Origin of the sequence: Megasphaera sp. ASD88 (genome assembly GCF_002287425.1) — a bacterium.
Classification (GTDB): Bacteria; Bacillota; Negativicutes; order Veillonellales; family Megasphaeraceae; genus Megasphaera; species Megasphaera stantonii.
In genome coordinates this window covers 47,215-62,184 of sequence record NZ_NQXW01000014.1, presented here as the reverse complement: position 1 = coordinate 62,184, position 14,970 = coordinate 47,215, and the positions used below count along the sequence as shown (strand labels likewise).

The 14,970-nt window shown below is 46.3% G+C and carries 22 protein-coding genes; 12 read left to right on the top strand and 10 right to left on the bottom strand.

Annotated elements, in window-relative coordinates; genetic code table 11:
* Positions 1 to 64 precede the first annotated feature (64 nt).
* From CJ260_RS13325 to CJ260_RS13425, 5 genes are all read right to left on the bottom strand, one after another.
* Complete coding sequence (locus tag CJ260_RS13325; protein ID WP_255378481.1) at positions 65 to 193, bottom strand: hypothetical protein; 129 nt, start codon at positions 191 to 193, stop codon at positions 65 to 67.
* Between the two features lie 36 nt (positions 194 to 229).
* Positions 230 to 532: a hypothetical protein gene (locus CJ260_RS08350; protein WP_095629869.1), complete on the bottom strand. Its 303-nt coding sequence runs from the start codon at positions 530 to 532 to the stop codon at positions 230 to 232.
* A complete protein-coding gene (locus CJ260_RS08345) occupies positions 522 to 800 on the bottom strand; it encodes a hypothetical protein (protein ID WP_143747687.1) in 279 nt (92 codons plus the stop codon). The genes CJ260_RS08350 and CJ260_RS08345 overlap by 11 nt, the downstream gene beginning before the upstream one ends.
* 339 nt (positions 801 to 1,139) lie before the next feature.
* Complete coding sequence (locus CJ260_RS08335) at positions 1,140 to 1,421, bottom strand: excisionase family DNA-binding protein (RefSeq protein WP_095629866.1); 282 nt, start codon at positions 1,419 to 1,421, stop codon at positions 1,140 to 1,142.
* A 19-nt stretch (positions 1,422 to 1,440) separates the two neighbouring features.
* Positions 1,441 to 1,623, bottom strand: coding sequence for a helix-turn-helix transcriptional regulator (locus CJ260_RS13425; protein ID WP_095629865.1), 183 nt, complete (start codon positions 1,621 to 1,623; stop codon positions 1,441 to 1,443).
* 76 nt (positions 1,624 to 1,699) lie between these two features.
* Here CJ260_RS13425 and CJ260_RS08325 point away from each other — a divergent pair, with 76 nt between their 5' ends.
* The gene (locus tag CJ260_RS08325; RefSeq protein ID WP_095629864.1) at positions 1,700 to 2,020 is read left to right on the top strand and encodes a hypothetical protein; all 321 of its coding nucleotides are present in this window, start codon (positions 1,700 to 1,702) and stop codon (positions 2,018 to 2,020) included.
* 167 nt (positions 2,021 to 2,187) lie between these two features.
* On the opposite strand, the gene CJ260_RS08320 is transcribed toward CJ260_RS08325, so the two are convergent.
* Positions 2,188 to 2,406, bottom strand: coding sequence for a helix-turn-helix transcriptional regulator (locus tag CJ260_RS08320; protein WP_095629863.1), 219 nt, complete (start codon positions 2,404 to 2,406; stop codon positions 2,188 to 2,190).
* A 140-nt stretch (positions 2,407 to 2,546) separates the two neighbouring features.
* On the opposite strand from CJ260_RS08320, the gene CJ260_RS12980 reads away from it, so the two are divergent.
* From CJ260_RS12980 to CJ260_RS08290, 7 genes are all read left to right on the top strand, one after another.
* On the top strand, positions 2,547 to 3,008 hold the full coding sequence (locus CJ260_RS12980; RefSeq protein WP_198947428.1) for a helix-turn-helix transcriptional regulator: 462 nt from the start codon (positions 2,547 to 2,549) through the stop codon (positions 3,006 to 3,008).
* Between the two features lie 16 nt (positions 3,009 to 3,024).
* Positions 3,025 to 3,864 (top strand): KilA-N domain-containing protein, encoded by an 840-nt coding sequence (locus CJ260_RS08310; protein WP_095629862.1) that lies wholly within the window; start codon positions 3,025 to 3,027, stop codon positions 3,862 to 3,864.
* Between the two features lie 7 nt (positions 3,865 to 3,871).
* Entirely contained in the window at positions 3,872 to 4,318 is a 447-nt protein-coding gene (locus CJ260_RS08305) for an ImmA/IrrE family metallo-endopeptidase (RefSeq protein ID WP_095629861.1), read from the top strand.
* 104 nt (positions 4,319 to 4,422) lie between these two features.
* Entirely contained in the window at positions 4,423 to 4,584 is a 162-nt protein-coding gene (locus CJ260_RS13175; RefSeq protein ID WP_233127931.1) for a hypothetical protein, read from the top strand.
* A 1,058-nt stretch (positions 4,585 to 5,642) separates the two neighbouring features.
* Complete coding sequence (locus CJ260_RS08300; protein ID WP_095629860.1) at positions 5,643 to 6,653, top strand: DUF3644 domain-containing protein; 1,011 nt, start codon at positions 5,643 to 5,645, stop codon at positions 6,651 to 6,653.
* Positions 6,654 to 6,959: 306 nt separating this feature from the next.
* A complete protein-coding gene (locus CJ260_RS08295) occupies positions 6,960 to 8,036 on the top strand; it encodes a site-specific integrase (protein WP_095629859.1) in 1,077 nt (358 codons plus the stop codon).
* A gap of 502 nt (positions 8,037 to 8,538) precedes the next feature.
* Complete coding sequence (locus CJ260_RS08290) at positions 8,539 to 8,805, top strand: hypothetical protein (RefSeq protein WP_095629858.1); 267 nt, start codon at positions 8,539 to 8,541, stop codon at positions 8,803 to 8,805.
* Between the two features lie 58 nt (positions 8,806 to 8,863).
* Here the strand turns inward: CJ260_RS08290 and CJ260_RS08285 are convergent, their stop codons facing one another.
* Entirely contained in the window at positions 8,864 to 9,760 is an 897-nt protein-coding gene (locus CJ260_RS08285; RefSeq protein ID WP_095629857.1) for a LysR family transcriptional regulator, read from the bottom strand.
* 179 nt (positions 9,761 to 9,939) lie between these two features.
* On the opposite strand from CJ260_RS08285, the gene CJ260_RS08280 reads away from it, so the two are divergent.
* The 4 genes from CJ260_RS08280 to CJ260_RS08265 all read left to right on the top strand — a co-directional run bounded on the left by CJ260_RS08280 (position 9,940) and on the right by CJ260_RS08265 (position 12,643).
* Complete coding sequence (locus CJ260_RS08280) at positions 9,940 to 10,194, top strand: hypothetical protein (protein WP_095629856.1); 255 nt, start codon at positions 9,940 to 9,942, stop codon at positions 10,192 to 10,194.
* Positions 10,195 to 10,204: 10 nt separating this feature from the next.
* On the top strand, positions 10,205 to 11,347 hold the full coding sequence (locus CJ260_RS08275) for an alpha/beta hydrolase (protein ID WP_233127930.1): 1,143 nt from the start codon (positions 10,205 to 10,207) through the stop codon (positions 11,345 to 11,347).
* 51 nt (positions 11,348 to 11,398) lie between these two features.
* On the top strand, positions 11,399 to 12,217 hold the full coding sequence (locus CJ260_RS08270; protein ID WP_198947427.1) for an aldo/keto reductase: 819 nt from the start codon (positions 11,399 to 11,401) through the stop codon (positions 12,215 to 12,217).
* A gap of 141 nt (positions 12,218 to 12,358) precedes the next feature.
* Positions 12,359 to 12,643 (top strand): DUF6506 family protein, encoded by a 285-nt coding sequence (locus tag CJ260_RS08265; RefSeq protein WP_087477097.1) that lies wholly within the window; start codon positions 12,359 to 12,361, stop codon positions 12,641 to 12,643.
* A 109-nt stretch (positions 12,644 to 12,752) separates the two neighbouring features.
* Here the strand turns inward: CJ260_RS08265 and CJ260_RS08260 are convergent, their stop codons facing one another.
* The 3 genes from CJ260_RS08260 to CJ260_RS08250 form a co-directional block, all read right to left on the bottom strand.
* Entirely contained in the window at positions 12,753 to 13,748 is a 996-nt protein-coding gene (locus CJ260_RS08260) for an electron transfer flavoprotein subunit alpha/FixB family protein (RefSeq protein ID WP_087477098.1), read from the bottom strand.
* A 13-nt stretch (positions 13,749 to 13,761) separates the two neighbouring features.
* Entirely contained in the window at positions 13,762 to 14,547 is a 786-nt protein-coding gene (locus CJ260_RS08255; protein ID WP_095629854.1) for an electron transfer flavoprotein subunit beta/FixA family protein, read from the bottom strand.
* 209 nt (positions 14,548 to 14,756) lie between these two features.
* Entirely contained in the window at positions 14,757 to 14,942 is a 186-nt protein-coding gene (locus CJ260_RS08250; RefSeq protein ID WP_087477100.1) for a FeoB-associated Cys-rich membrane protein, read from the bottom strand.
* Positions 14,943 to 14,970 lie beyond the last annotated feature (28 nt).

The following is a 14,970-nucleotide window of genomic DNA, read 5'->3' as shown; positions in this document are numbered from 1 at the left end:
AAACTTCTGATTTTTACTGACATATGGCACTCCTTTGTGTTACAATACCCATGGTTACAGTTTTTTATATATGAGCCGTCTTCTGCGCCAACAGGGGACGGCTCGTTTCGTTGTCAAATAAGGTCATGAAATTCTCCTGTCTAACTTGCCAGTAACTTGCCACGACATGGTACGTCCGTACCAGTATCGGCATATTTACGGCATTTTTTTAACTTGCTGGTAATTTGCATTAGTGGATAATCCAGCCGGCTTGATACATGATGACCGCTACTGTAGTAAACAGCACCAGCAGACCACCGAGAAACAGCGCCAGCCCCTGCAGCTTCCGGGCGTCCTTTTCCAAATCTATGATGTATTGCAAGTCCTCATCCGACAGCCTGTTGAACGCTGGCTCGTTAACCGGCCAGTACCGCGTATCACCTGTAATCGGATCTTTGTTGACCCATGCCGGAACAACAGGCTTCTGCAACCGGGAAAACGCCACGCCGGCCGCACGGTCAATCATTTTGTAATCGTCCGCTTCATTGTGCATGTTCCTGTTCCTCCATTTCCTGTTTAACTTCATCCAACGCCTCACGGTTCAGGTCTTCCAGCAATATTTGCACGTCTTTACGTGACATGCTGTACTCAAGGCCCACAGACAGCACATGCTTTACCGCATTGACCACGCGCTGCGCTTGTACGGCCCGGATGCTGACCCCGCCAAGCATACCGAGAGTTGGTTTGCGGGCTTCATGATGCGCTTCTTTCATAAGTGCTTTCAGTTCCGCCAGCATGGCGGCTTTTTCGTTTCTATTCAACTTCTTCCCATCCTTTCTTTTTTGCATAGGCCTCTAGATCAGCCTGCGCTTTTTCTCTGGTGTTTCGCCATGGCAGCTGTCATGTCTGTACAGACGAGCCACGGCCCTGTCGGCGCAGTTTTAGCAATCGTGGTAATGTCGATGTCGTCTATCATGTCGTCTCTCCTTTCTTTAAAACTCTCCCGTCCGGCAGCCGCACGGGCTTGCCGTCATACACATGCCGGCGCCAGTACCGCATCAGTGGCCGGGGCCAGTGCACGAGTTCCGGTTCCCAACTGTGCGGGATATACCGGCGCGGCGCTTTGCCGTGGTCGCGGACGTAATCCGCGTAGGTGTAGGTCATGCCAATTCCACCCCCGGAAACAGTTCATCGTCCTGGGTTACGACGCGGAGCTGCTGCGGATGTTTCCGCATGAACCCTTCACGCCGCTGCGCTTTTGCCCGTAACCACTCAATCAGCGTCGAGCGTTCGATGCACACCAGCCGTCCAGATTTAAATGCTGGAAGTCCTTCATGCAGCCATTTATCGACAGTTTCCAACGACGTGCCGGTAATGGCGGCCACGTCATGCCGATTGTAAATGATCCGGTTTTCAAGAGCGATTTTGTCTCGAAATGCCATTATGTCCGCCTCCCATCTTCTACACTAAATCAGATATGTTGCAGCATAATGCTTCAGCAATTCTATATAAGGTGGATAACCTAACATCACCACCTTTCTCCACATTCCACAGTCCCCGATAGGAAAGACCTGTTTCTTTCGACAGTTGGTGCAAGGAAATGCCTTTCTGTTGTCTTACTTCTTTAATCTTGTTTTGTATCATTTGTTATTCACTCTTTCTTACGCATGCTATTATGTTGTATAATGCATAATATGCCCTATAAAAGGAGAATTGATATATGTTAGAATCGTTACAACATGAAATAGAAACATATGTTTACATTATTTTGGGAACCGTTATGGCCACAATTATTAAGCATTATTTAGGTTATGTTTTAACAGAAAACAAATTACTCGAATTTTTAATTAATTTTATTCCAGGCATATTCTTTCTTTACGCAAGCTCCAGCTCATATATTTGTCATTTGCTGGGGGAAATATTAAATAAATCAGAACTGACTGGATTCATAATCTTAGCTACTTTTGGTCTTCTGTTTCTTTCGAACGCGGTAGTCATTATTCTTACAATTATTAAGAACAAGAAATTGAATAAACTGTAATATTTGTTTATCAAACATAAAACCAATAATGCATCCTATAGTAAGCGCAATTATACGATTTTCCATCGTTTTATCGCCCCCTCTTGATTATTCAATTCTTCGTTGAACTGGAAATTGCCTTAGCAGTTCCAGTTCTTTTTTATTGTCTTCCATCTCTGCCGCCTCCTTTACGGCAAAACTTCTTGATTCACGAAGTTTGTAGGCAAAAAAATTTCATCAATGGGCTTATTGAAATGCTTAGCAATAATAAACATTTCATTTTGTTTAAATTGACTGATTCCCATTTCTTTATTCTGATAAGTTCTTAAGTCAACATTAATCAGCTTCGCCATGTCCGACTGCGTTTCAAGATTAGCTTTTCTAATCTTAATCAGTAATATTTGCATGTTGCTTCCTCCTTTCTAAACTTCATGATACACGAAGTTTTGCGTTCTGTCAACAAATAATTTCGTATTTTACGAAGAAAATTGTTGACATTTCACAATAATTTCATGTATCATGTAGTTAAAGAAGGGAGAAGTCAATAATGGATATTAGATTATACGTAGCAAACAAAATACGAGAATATAGAAAACTTCGTGGATTAACTCAAAAAGAACTTGGGGATAAAATAGGGGTTAAGCATAATACCATTTCAGGATATGAAAAAGGCACTAATGAACCCGAACAAGATCTACTATTTAAGATTGCTTACGCATTGAATATTAGTATCAATGATTTATTTCCTGAAACAACTAACCCATCTTTAAAATTAAGCAATAAAGAAGAAACTATAATAAAGAAATACCGTTTTATACCAGAATCAGGAAAAAAAACTGTTGACGCAGTTTTGGAAATACAATACTGCGAAGCCAAAAAACACCCCACCCTCAAAGAACCCCCAGTTCAATTCGACATCGCCGCATCGGGTCTCGATGAAAATACCGAAGCTGGGAAAGATAATATGGACATCATCAAAAAACGCATCGAGGAATTGCGTAGGAAATAGAAGTGAGGTAATTACTATGAAAGACATCAAAGCTATAATCCATGCAAATGGGATAGATATACGGGTATCTAGCTCTGTTGAAGCCGACTATATTTCATTAACGGATATAGCAAAATATAGAAGTGATGATCCAAACGCAGTCATCCAAAATTGGCTTCGTAATCGAAATACAATAGAATTTTTGGGGCTTTGGGAAAAAATGAACAATCCTACTTTTAAACCCCTCGAATTCGAGGGGTTTAAAAAAGAAGCTGGTTTAAACGGCTTTACCCTTTCCCCCAAAAAATGGATTGAAGCTACCAATGCTATTGGCATTATTTCTAAATCTGGCCGTTATGGCGGTACATATGCACATTCAGATATTGCATTCGAATTCGCTTCCTGGATTTCTCCAGAATTTAAACTATATATTATTAAAGATTATCAACGCCTAAAAACAAATGAAAGCCATCAACAAGCTCTGGCGTGGAGCGTAAAACGTGAAATTGCCAAGACAAATTACCGCATCCATACGGATGCCATAAAAGATAATCTGTTGCCTCCTCATTTATCCAAGCAAGAGATTACATTTACATATGCCAGTGAAGCCGATTTGATTAACAAAGCTCTGTTCGGCATAACAGCTAAAGAATGGCGACAAAAGAATCCCGATGCAAAAGGAAATATTCGGGACGCTGCTACGATTGAACAGCTGATTGTATTGGCAAATCTCGAAACGATGAATGCGGAATTTATCCGTGAAGGCTTACCGCAAAGCGACCGTCTTTTTCGTTTAAACCAAATTGCCATTTACCAAATGAATTCCTTTCTTACAAATACCCCCAAGAGTATTCAGGAATTAAAAAAATTACAATAAACTGCCTATGATTTATGACACCATGCTGAAATTATGCGATGACGAGCACATCATCGTTTCCTACGAAAACTTTAAACCGCCGCTGAACGGCCTGTACCTTTCCTGCGATGGGCTGCATACCATCATGTTGGCAGCGTCGATCCGGGACAATTATCCGCTGCGCAACGTCGTCTTTGCCGAAGAATTAGGCCACCATTTCACCCTTGCCGGTAATAACCTGCCGCAGGAACACTGGAACCGCCTGCACCGCTACAATTTTACCAAAGACGAAGCCCGCGCCATTCGCTGGGCCGCGGAATACCTGATACCGTATGACCAGCTTATGCAGGCTGGTTACGAAGATATAACCACAATCCCCGCCTTGGCCGAGTATTTTGAAGTCACACCGAACTTCGTAGCATACCGGCTCACGCTACCGGACGTACAGAAAATACGATATAGGGAAATTGTGTGAAAGGACACTTATCATGAACTCAATCTTAACCGAAATCGACACGCTAAAAAATACACTACGAAGCCTGCGCCCACTAAGTAAGACCGAGCTGCAGCGGCTGCGCGATGAATTTATTATTGAAACGACATACAACTCCAACGCATATCGAAGGCAACGACTTCTCCGCCGATGCCCAGGCGACGCTATTAGAAGAGATGGTCCGCCGAAACACCGAAGACTGCGATGTAGGAAAATTCAATTTTTTCTATCATTATGTGAGTGCGTAATGATTAAATATCCATAGGCAGAATGCTTGACAAATTGTACTTTGTACTGTAAGATAATAGTCAATCAAATATTTGATGTCTATCCTCTGACAGTACGCGTTCCTAATTGTCCTGGAATTGCCGAACTCAGAGGATTTTTTTATGGAGGTATTTATGGATAAGGATAGTTAATGGGCTAAAGAACTCTAAGACTGAACGGAGCCACTCGTATGACTCACATGACCCTTACCCCAAATTAACGGCTACCCTTATAGGGATGCTACTTATTGACAGCGCAAAACATGAGCCGTCTCAAAAACAGACATATGAAATAGTCAAACAAACATACAGCATCATAAAAATAATTGACATTACTCTGCAAGAATTAAAGGTATACCGGCCAGAATCAAATGTTTCTGAACTTGCCAAGGATCTTTGCGTTAGCATCTTGCATCTTAACTACCTAAATCCTAATATAAGGCCTTACAGCGTGTATTCTGCAGCAAGGCTCTTATCACAAGAGATGGCCCGTTTAAATCCAGTCCTTTATAGGTACCAAAAAGATGAAAATGAACAGGTTATATACGTAAATACATAAAGGCTCACAACAAGCTATTCCATCGATTTGACGGCTCAGATCATTACCGTTGCGGTACTGAAAAAGGACTCGGTAAAATACCGACCCCTCAGGGCTACCCTAAAACTGGGTACCCCATAAGGCCTCTCTACAGGGCTACGCCGAATCACCGCACCCCTAAGATGGCGTTTCACCACCCAACCCATGCCACCGTCCAAACTTAGGGCGTATAAACCAGATGTGCAATTCGGGTATCTAGTTTACGATTCGCTGCATACTCGACAACAATCCGGCGTTGAGTTGCAAAGAAGCGGCGTTTTACCTCCCCCTAATCAGGCACAACGGTGAACGAATCGTTCACCCTCTATCTCTCGAAACAGCATGTATGCTGGGTTCATCCAAAATGGTAGAACCCTCAAACCGTACCGCATCCCATAAAACCAAAAAAAAGCCCTACTGCAACAGCAGCAGGACAGCTCGTTAAAAGAAAGGACATAGTATTATGATCCCCCAAATAGAAACTTTAGAACAAAAACTTCTCTCCAAAAGTAAAGAGGCATTTATTGTAGCCATAGAACTGTATAATAAGCCTACGATAAAATATAGAGTAGAGGGATTTTCTTTCTTCATATGCAATGCCTGGGAATTAATGCTAAAGGCCTATTTAATAAAAACAAAAGGCCCACAAAGTATTTATTACAAAGATAAGCCGGAAAGGACGCTTTCGCTCGATGTTTGTATCCGCAAAGTATTTACCAATAACAAAGATCCTTTACGTGTAAATTTGGAACGCATTATTGAGCTCCGTAACACTAGCACGCATTTTATTACCGAGGAATATGAACAAATCTATGTCCCATTGTTTCAGGCCTGTGTAATAAATTTCTCAAATAAGTTGCTAGACTTTTTTGACACTGATATAACAGAAGATTTAAACTCTAATTTTCTTACTTTATCCGTGAAATTATCCGCAATTACTGAATCGGAAATCCAGGCTCGATACCCAAAGGAAATCGCAGATAAATTATTAAAAGCCTGCGAACAAATTACACATTCCATTGACTCTACATCTAATCCTACATATGCGATTCCGGTAAGGCATGACTGGTATTTAACGAAAAAGCAAAAAGAAGCTACATTAGCATTTACATTTACTAAAGATGCTGATAAAGCTGCAACTATAATAAAAGAGCCAAAAGATATGCATAAAATTTATCCATTCTCTATGAAAGAGTGTCTGCGACAAATAAATCAGTATATTAAACGAAATAATCTTCCGTTTGTAAATCCATCCCAGTCAGCACGAAATAATGATTTTAATAAATATCACTTTAATTTGTTTGTTAACTTTTATGATATTAAGTCAAATCCAGAATACTGCTATGAATATAGTCCCAACAATCTTCCAATGTTCAGTTACAATCAAAAATTCATAGATTTTATATGCGAACTAATAAAAAAAGATCCTGAACATATCATTCAGAATCTCAAAGAAAATATCCCAAAAAAATAAGTCAACCCCAGGGGCAAAGGAATTCTAAGCATTACTGCCTACTCCCATTCGGGAACCCAGCCTTATCCTTCACAAGTTGACTTCTATGATTATTATACCAAACAACTATTAAAATGCAACTGATTAGTAATGCAAGATAAACAATACATAAAGAACTATCCCGCACCCTGTTACCAGCAGGATGCGGGAAGCGCCGAAGGTATTACCAGTACCATATCGGCAATATAATCCAGACCAAGACCAATGGGCTGATTACACTACAAGTATATCATAATCAGCCCCTGCTTTAAAGGAGGCTGATGCTTTATGGCTAAAAAACGACCTGATGGGCGGTATAAAGTAAGTATTGTCATTGACGGAAAACGGAAGTATTTCTACGGTAAGTCGCCTAAAGAAGCCCTAGAGAAAAAACAGAAGTATCTCGATACGCTGAAAGTTGCGCCGAATCTTGACGAATCCGTGACGTTCGGCCAATGGGCCGTCATCTGGCTTCGCGGGGCCAAGAGCTCCCTTTCAGAAAATACGTTTGCGTCCTACACGGCCCAGATGCGCCGCTATCTTTTACCTGCGTTTGCAAAAGTAAAACTTATTGATTTGCAACCCCATATGTTTCGCGACCTGATTACGCAGCTTTTAGCGCAAAAACTCAGCAACCGTACCGTGCAGTATGCTCTCTCTGTCGCCCGCATTGCCTTAAATCAGGCCGTAAACGACGGCTTACTAGGGAAATCACCTATGAAGGGCGTGAAGCTGCCTAAAACGGAAAAAACGAAAGTACAGGCGCTGACAAAAGAAGAAGCCCATGCCCTATTATCGGCAATACGCAACAAAAAACATTATAACCTGTACTGGGTTGCGTTGTACACAGGCCTGCGCCGATCGGAGCTGCTGGGCCTGCGGATAAGCGACATAAACGAAACGGACAGCACGATTACCGTATCGCAGACTGTCCTGAACATAAAAAATAAGGTCATCATTTCGCCGACGACGAAAAACGCTTCATCCCGTCGAACAATCTCCGTTGACGCCCATACGCTCGCCATTATCCGCAGCCAGAAAACATTGACATATAAAGAGCAGATGAGGACGAAAGACTATGAACGCAACGACCTGTTATTCGCCCGCCCGGACGGTCGGCCATATGATCCGAAATATATCAGCCATACGGCCAATACGTACGGCAAGGCGGCAGGATTAGAGCATGTTTCATTCCACATGCTGCGCCATACGCATGCTACGCTGTTGATATTGGCCGGCGTACATTTTAAAGTCATACAACACCGCCTGGGGCACTCGACGTTTCAGCAGACAATGGATACGTACGGACACATCATACCAGCCCTTGAAGAGCAAGTGGTTGACAAATTGGCAGGTTTGATTTGACCCCCGGTATGACCCCACCGCAAAAAATTTCCACCTTTTTTAAGCCGTTTACAGCCATGCGGGGTCAAATTCTATTGCTCACAAAGCGCATGGTTAAGCCATCCGTAGATTTCCGCGAAGAGCCTTAGGATCTGGCGTCGTACGACGTAAGGGTTCAAGTCCCTTCACTCGCACCAACTCAGGCAGAATCAGCAGTCGCTGGTTCTGTCTTTTTTCGTTGACATTATAAAATCTGGTGTCTTTGACATCATTTTGCCCCCATCACCAGAGCATCAGCAACCCTCATATTCTCCCGCACCGGTGTGCCGTCGTTGCAATCCTAAAAATAGCCTTTTTTCCATATACTAATACACCCACATCGTATCTCGTTATTCTCAAAATTCATATCAATTTTATTCTCAATTACTATAGACATTTTGAGAAAATAGGTATATACTATAGGAACATCCCATACTGCGCAGCGACATAGTACTGAAATGGTTTTTCTTAGGAGGAATGCCTTATGAAATTCGCTAAATTTGTATTGCCTTACGTATTAATTTCGCCGGTATCCGTAGCCGTATTCTTCATCACCCTCTTTGTGTCCTGTATCGCCATCGAATTCGTCATGAACGGCATGCTGCATGCATTAGGAGTCTTCTCCCTCGTATCGCAGACTTTCCGCAATATTTTCGTATCCGCAGCCGGCTCCGGCATTTCCCTGATTGCTGCCGCGTTGTTCATGAATAAGGCAGTTCATGAAATGAGGCAGCTTCAATTTATACATTAGAATATACAGCATTTGACACTCTGCATACACTGCAGAGTATTTTTTTGCCGTTTTACAATCACTCTCTGCCAAAAGCCTCGTTCATCCGCTCTAAAAACAACTCCGCTGCCGGCGAGAACACCTGATACTTTTTCCAGATGACGTTCATGCCCGACTCCAATAACGGCATCAGCGGGCGAAAACAAAGGGGACTGTCTTCCGACGTATGGGCCAGCTTATCGAGGGTCACGGCATAGCCTATACCGGCTTCCACCATAATGGCCGCGTTGTACACGAGATTAAACGTCGTCACGACATGGAGCCTGTCAAAATCGTCGCCGAACCAGTCGGCAAACTCATTTTCCGTCCGACGCTGTGTCATGACCTGCCGCGAGCAGATGAGAGGCACGTCGAGAAGGTCCTCTTTCCGAATGCTCTCTTTGGCTGCCATGGGGCTATCCTTTCGCATGATAACGCCCCAGCGGTCCCTGCTGGGCAAATTGATGTAATCGTACTTGGAAATATCGGCGGGCTGAATCAGGATGCCGAAGTCGAGAAGCCCCTTGTCCAGCCGTTCGGTTACATCTTCGGCGTTGCCGCTGTACAAATGATAATGAATATCCGGATATTCCTCCTGCAGCTCCCGGATGATTTCGGCAATCTGCCGGATAGCCTGCGTCTCACCGCCGCCGATGTAAATATCGCCGCTTACGGCGTTTTCCCTGGCCAAAAACTCTGCTTCCGTCTTGTCGACCATGGAAATGATTTCTTCCGCCCGTTTGCGCAGCCGCATCCCTTCCGGCGTAAGGACGACGCGATGGCTTTTTCGCACCAAGAGCTGGCAGCCTAATTCTTCTTCCAAGTCCTTAATCTGCCGCGACAATGTCGGCTGCGTCAGGTGAAGAAAATTCGCCGCCCCCGTAATGTTCCCCTCGCGGGCTACGGCTAAAAAATACCGAAGCACTCTCAGTTCCATACTCTCTCCCCCTCTATCACTGCTGCCGTCGTGTTCTTTATATATCTTTAAGTTCTTCTTTTAATTTTCATTATGGCCTCTTATGAAATGCCTGTCAAGTATATCATGAGATAAAATCAAAGCATTAGCTATATATCCGCATCGGCGTTACAATAAAGACAGCAAGGAGGTGACCTCGAATGACCGCAGCCGCAGAAACCGATATATTCAAGATACAACGGAATCTGTCCGACGCCGGATTCGCCCCTTCCCTGATTCAGAAATTTCTCAGCCTATCTCAGCAAAAAAAGCGAAAGGAGCAATATCTGCTGCTGGCTCACCATCGGGCGGAGCTGCTCGAGGAATTACATCATACGCAGTATAAAATCGACTGCCTCGACTACATGGTCTACGCCATGAAAAAAGAGGACAAGCCGACTGATGGACATGTATGAGGAGGTACATATGAAACGAACAACTTTAGCTAAGAAACTTCGGATAGCCCTGGCAGTCATGGCGTTCGCCGGCTGCGCGACGAGTTTCGCCGCCGACAGCACAGCAGATGCGGCCGCGGCGCCGGCTGCAAAGACACAAAATGAAATGAAAAGACAACTTACAAGGGAGGCAACCTATATGGAAGAACAATTGACATTAACACAAGAATGGGATAAAACATTCCCCAAAAGCGATAAGGTCAACCACCGCAAAGTCACATTCCACAACCGCTACGGCATTACCCTCGCCGCCGACCTGTACGAACCGAAACACTATGAAGGCAAGTTAGCGGCTATCGCCGTCTGCGGCCCCTTCGGCGCCGTTAAGGAACAGGCTGCTGGCCTGTACGCCCAGACCATGGCCGAACGAGGATTCCTGACCATCGCCTTCGACCCGTCCTTTACCGGCGAAAGCGGCGGCCAGCCGAGATACGTCGCCTCGCCGGACATCAACACAGAAGACTTCCAGGCAGCCGTCGATTTCCTTTCCGTTCAGGATAACGTCGATCCGGAAAAAATCGGCATCATCGGTATTTGCGGCTGGGGCGGCATGGCCCTGAACGCCGCGGCTATCGATACGCGCATTAAAGCAACCGTCGCCTCGACGATGTACGATATGACCCGTGTGACGGCTAACGGCTATTTCGACGCTGAAAACAGCGAAGAAGCGCGCTACGCAAAGCGCAAAGCCTTGAACGCCCAGCGCACGGAAGATTACAAAAAAGGCTCCTATGCCTTAGCCGGCGGACTTCCCGACGAACTTCCAGCCGACGCCCCCTTCTTCGTAAAAGATTACTACGATTACTACAAGACGAGCCGCGGCTATCATCCCCGCTCGCTCAATTCCAACGGCGGCTGGAACGTCACGTCGTCCCTGTCGTTCCTGAACATGCCCATCCTGCAGTATGCCGATGAAATCCGCAATGCCGTCCTGATTATCCATGGCGAAAAAGCCCATTCGTGCTACTTCAGCCGCGACGCCTATGCCAAATTAAAGGGCAATAATAAAGAACTCCTGATCATCCCCGGCGCAGTTCATACCGATTTATATGATAAAACCGACGTGATTCCCTTTGATAAAATGACGGAATTTTTCCGAGCCAATTTATCCTAATTATCTCGTTTCACCACTGCATCTGTACAGACGTCAAGGGAGGTATTACCAATGCCTACGACTGCCATTCCCTCTATAATCCTGAATAACGGCGTATCCATGCCGATATTAGGCCTGGGTATCTACGCCCTCCACGGCGCGGACTGCGAGCGCGCCGTCTGCGAAGCCGTCGACCTGGGCTACCGCCTGTTCGACACGGCCCAGATGTACGGCAATGAAAGAGAGCTGGGCAATGCCCTGAAAAGCTGCGGCGTGCCGCGGGAAGAAATATTTATCACGACGAAGCTCTACGCACCAGCGACGACGTATAAAAAAGCCAAAGCGGCTATTTCGGAATCCCTCAAAGCGCTGCAAACCGATTATATCGACCTGCTGCTGATCCACGAGCCTTATAGCTCGTCCCTCGAAATGTATGAAGCCATGAAAGAAGCCTATGAAGACGGTAAAATCAAGGTTTTAGGCATTTCTAATTTCAGCGCTGCCCGCTATTTAAACTTCATTCAGTCCTGCGGCGTCATTCCGGCTGTCAATCAAGTAGAAGCCCACGCCTTTTATCAGCAAAAGCATTTGCAGGCCGTACTCGAACAACACGGCACGCGCATGGAAGCATGGAGCCCCTTTGCGGCCGGAAAGAACCATTTCTTTACCAATCCTATATTGCAGTCCATCGGCAAAAAGTACGGCAAGACGGTGGCTCAAGTCGGCCTGCGCCTCCTCGTCCAGCGCGGCGTCGTCGTCATTCCCAAGTCAGGCCATGCCGGCCGGCTGAAACAAAACCTCGACATTTTCGATTTTTCCTTATCCGACGAGGACTTGCGGCAAATTCAGTCCCTAGAAGGCGAACGCAGCTTATTCGGCTGGTACGATTAGACGCAATGTCATCATAAAACTTATCATGCACAACTAAACGGCAAAGAACGAGCACGATTCTCTTCTTTGTCGTTTTTCTTGACAACCTGCGCCGCCGCAGGCCATACTAAATGCATATTCATTAATTTACAGGAGGCTGCCATGACATTTGCATACTTAGTAATGGGCCCGTTCGACAGCCGGACGGACCGCGCCGCCATACACGACGGCATGATACAGGTAATCGGCGTCGCCGACGTGCAGGACGCGATTGCCGTCGCCAAAGAATTGCAGGAACAGGGAATCAGCTGCATTGAGCTGTGCGGAGCCTTCGGGCCGGAGAATGCCAAGAAAATCATCGACGCGACGGGAAATACCATTCCCATCGGCTTTGCAACGCACCTTCCCGAGCAGGAAGCTCTGTATCAAGCTACCTTCTCCGCATAATAGGAACGATAAAAAATGGACTGCCAGCGCATGACGGGCAGTCCATTTTTTATCGTCTCATATGAAGTTCTGTATCATCGGCCTCTGCCGACGAATCGTCAGGCAGCTATCAGGCCTTCATCTTTTTGATTTCTTCTTCCAGTACGGGCATGACTTCAAAGAGGTCGCCGACGATGCCGTAATGAGCAAACTGGAAAATAGGAGCGTCGGGATCGGTGTTGACGGCAATGATGATGTCCGAATCCTGAACGCCTAATTTATGCTGAATCGCGCCGGATACGCCGAGAGCAATGTAAATCTTCGGCGCAATCTTCTTGCCTGTAATACCGATCTGAATATCGTGCAAGGCCCAGCCGTTGTCGACGAGGGGCTTCGATACGCCGAATCCGGCTCCGATCGCTTCAGCGAAGGCTTTTACCTTGTTCATGCCTTCTTCATCGCCTACGCCACGGCCTGCGCCGACGACAATTTCTGCTTCTTCCAGGCTCAGTTCCGCAACGTCGGCTGGCAGCGCTTCGAAAGCCGTGACCTTCTGTACGGCCTTCAAGCCGCCCAAATCAACGGTTTCCGTAATGATTTCACCGCTGCGGCTGTCGTCGAATCCATTGCCGCGGAAAATCTTGTCGCTGATCGTAGCCAGCTGGGGACGGGTCGTCGTCAAAATCTTGACGAACAGCTTGCCCGTATAGGCCGGACGAATCCAGGTCAGCGTATCGTCGTCGCCTTCATAGCGGACGTCGATGCAGTCGGCGACGAGGCCCAAATTCATTGCGGCAGATAAGCGGCCGCCCAAATCGCGGCCGTTATTGGACGCGCCGATGAGGATAACGCTCGGTTCGTATTTTTTAGCGACTTCTTCTACGGCCTTCGTGTATAATACCGAATCAAAGGCCGCCAATTCGGGATTGTTGACGACTACGACGGCGTCGGCGCCATAGGAAATCACATCCTGCGCGGCCTTTTCATCGCCTACGACGAGGCCGACTAATGTATTGTTGCGGGCATCGGCCAATTCACGGCCTTTGCCTAATAATTCAGCGCTGAGGGGGCTTACCTTTCCATCTGCGACTTCGACGTAAACCCAGACATTTTGTTTCAATTCCATGATACGGCCCTCCTTATAACAATTTCTTTTCCGCTAATGTGCCGACGAGATTCTTGGCGGCTTCTGCAGCTGTAGCGCCGCTGATCATCGTGCCGACGGGATGAGGCTCGGGAGCGAACAGTTCCGTAACCTGCGTAGCCGAGCCGGCTTTGCCTGCTTCCTGAGCATCCAGGCCCAAATCTTCCAGGCGAAGGACGTCGAATACGGCTTTCTTCGCCATCATCGTGCCTCTGACCTTAGGCTGGCGCGGCGTGTTCATCGTTTCCATGACCGAGCACACCGCCGGCAAGGTAACTTCTACCGATTCGATGCCGCCGTTGACTTTGCGCGTGCCTTTGACGATGCCGCCGTCGACAGCGATCGATTCGGCGTAGGACAAGAGGGACATGCCCAGATGCTGGGCCACAGCCGGAGGAATCTGGCCCGTATCGCCATCGGTCGAGCGCTTGCCTGTAATGACCAAGTCAGCGCCGCCGATTTTTTCAATCGCTTTCGCCAAAATTTTTCCTGTTGCCAATGTATCTGAGCCTGCCATCCGTTCATCCGAAACGAGGACGCCTTTATCTGCGCCGATAGCGATGCCCTGACGCATGACTTCGCCGGCCAGGGCCGTCCCCATCGTCACGAGGGTAACGGTGCCGCCGACGGCTTCTTTAACGGCTACGGCCGCTTCGATAGCGTTCATATCCACGGGGTTGAGCATAGACGGAGCGCCGACGCGGACGAGATTATGATCCTTTGCGTCGATTTGGATATCTGAAACGGCAGGTACTTGTTTTACCAAAACTACGATATTCATATTCGAACCTCCTTCGTGTTGCTGAATACTGGTCTGTTTCTTTTTATATTATGCCATAGTTTTAAAAAATAATCAACTAATAACAGATATTATTTATTAGTTTTACAAAAAATATACCTAGCAGGAAATTTTCAAATCCTCCTATACAAAAACTGCCTGCACAGCCATAAGGAAAAAGGCCTCGGAGAGTATCTCCAAAGCCTTTTTTCTTATTTTTCCGCTGGCTTTTGCTTCTCCGAACTTTTTTTCTCCGCCGCGCAGCACGACGGGCAGCCTCCAGAGCATCCGCCGCTGCAGCATCCTTTCGTTCCCTTAAACAAACCGACAACATGGCGAAGGATGTATGCCGCGGCAGCCAGTACGACGACGGCGATGATAATATTGGAAAGGGTCATGATACCCGCTCCCTTCTGCAAATAATAG

What these genes read in the sequence shown, in the direction of transcription:
- CJ260_RS08280 (WP_095629856.1), top strand. Translation starts at nt 9,940, where the DNA reads ATGACCGCAGCCGCAGAAACCGATATATTCAAGATACAACGGAATCTG.
- CJ260_RS12980 (WP_198947428.1), top strand. Translation starts at nt 2,547, where the DNA reads ATGGATATTAGATTATACGTAGCAAACAAAATACGAGAATATAGAAAA.
- CJ260_RS08250 (WP_087477100.1), bottom strand. Translation starts at nt 14,942, where the DNA reads ATGACCCTTTCCAATATTATCATCGCCGTCGTCGTACTGGCTGCCGCG.
- CJ260_RS08290 (WP_095629858.1), top strand. Translation starts at nt 8,539, where the DNA reads ATGAAATTCGCTAAATTTGTATTGCCTTACGTATTAATTTCGCCGGTA.
- CJ260_RS08320 (WP_095629863.1), bottom strand. Translation starts at nt 2,406, where the DNA reads ATGCAAATATTACTGATTAAGATTAGAAAAGCTAATCTTGAAACGCAG.
- CJ260_RS08270 (WP_198947427.1), top strand. Translation starts at nt 11,399, where the DNA reads ATGCCTACGACTGCCATTCCCTCTATAATCCTGAATAACGGCGTATCC.
- CJ260_RS08325 (WP_095629864.1), top strand. Translation starts at nt 1,700, where the DNA reads ATGTTAGAATCGTTACAACATGAAATAGAAACATATGTTTACATTATT.
- CJ260_RS13325 (WP_255378481.1), bottom strand. Translation starts at nt 193, where the DNA reads ATGCCGATACTGGTACGGACGTACCATGTCGTGGCAAGTTACTGGCAA.
- CJ260_RS08285 (WP_095629857.1), bottom strand. Translation starts at nt 9,760, where the DNA reads ATGGAACTGAGAGTGCTTCGGTATTTTTTAGCCGTAGCCCGCGAGGGG.
- CJ260_RS08260 (WP_087477098.1), bottom strand. Translation starts at nt 13,748, where the DNA reads ATGGAATTGAAACAAAATGTCTGGGTTTACGTCGAAGTCGCAGATGGA.
- CJ260_RS08350 (WP_095629869.1), bottom strand. Translation starts at nt 532, where the DNA reads ATGCACAATGAAGCGGACGATTACAAAATGATTGACCGTGCGGCCGGC.
- CJ260_RS08295 (WP_095629859.1), top strand. Translation starts at nt 6,960, where the DNA reads ATGGCTAAAAAACGACCTGATGGGCGGTATAAAGTAAGTATTGTCATT.
- CJ260_RS08300 (WP_095629860.1), top strand. Translation starts at nt 5,643, where the DNA reads ATGATCCCCCAAATAGAAACTTTAGAACAAAAACTTCTCTCCAAAAGT.
- CJ260_RS08275 (WP_233127930.1), top strand. Translation starts at nt 10,205, where the DNA reads ATGAAACGAACAACTTTAGCTAAGAAACTTCGGATAGCCCTGGCAGTC.
- CJ260_RS13425 (WP_095629865.1), bottom strand. Translation starts at nt 1,623, where the DNA reads ATGATACAAAACAAGATTAAAGAAGTAAGACAACAGAAAGGCATTTCC.
- CJ260_RS13175 (WP_233127931.1), top strand. Translation starts at nt 4,423, where the DNA reads ATGAATTTATTATTGAAACGACATACAACTCCAACGCATATCGAAGGC.
- CJ260_RS08265 (WP_087477097.1), top strand. Translation starts at nt 12,359, where the DNA reads ATGACATTTGCATACTTAGTAATGGGCCCGTTCGACAGCCGGACGGAC.
- CJ260_RS08255 (WP_095629854.1), bottom strand. Translation starts at nt 14,547, where the DNA reads ATGAATATCGTAGTTTTGGTAAAACAAGTACCTGCCGTTTCAGATATC.
- CJ260_RS08305 (WP_095629861.1), top strand. Translation starts at nt 3,872, where the DNA reads ATGATTTATGACACCATGCTGAAATTATGCGATGACGAGCACATCATC.
- CJ260_RS08335 (WP_095629866.1), bottom strand. Translation starts at nt 1,421, where the DNA reads ATGGCATTTCGAGACAAAATCGCTCTTGAAAACCGGATCATTTACAAT.
- CJ260_RS08310 (WP_095629862.1), top strand. Translation starts at nt 3,025, where the DNA reads ATGAAAGACATCAAAGCTATAATCCATGCAAATGGGATAGATATACGG.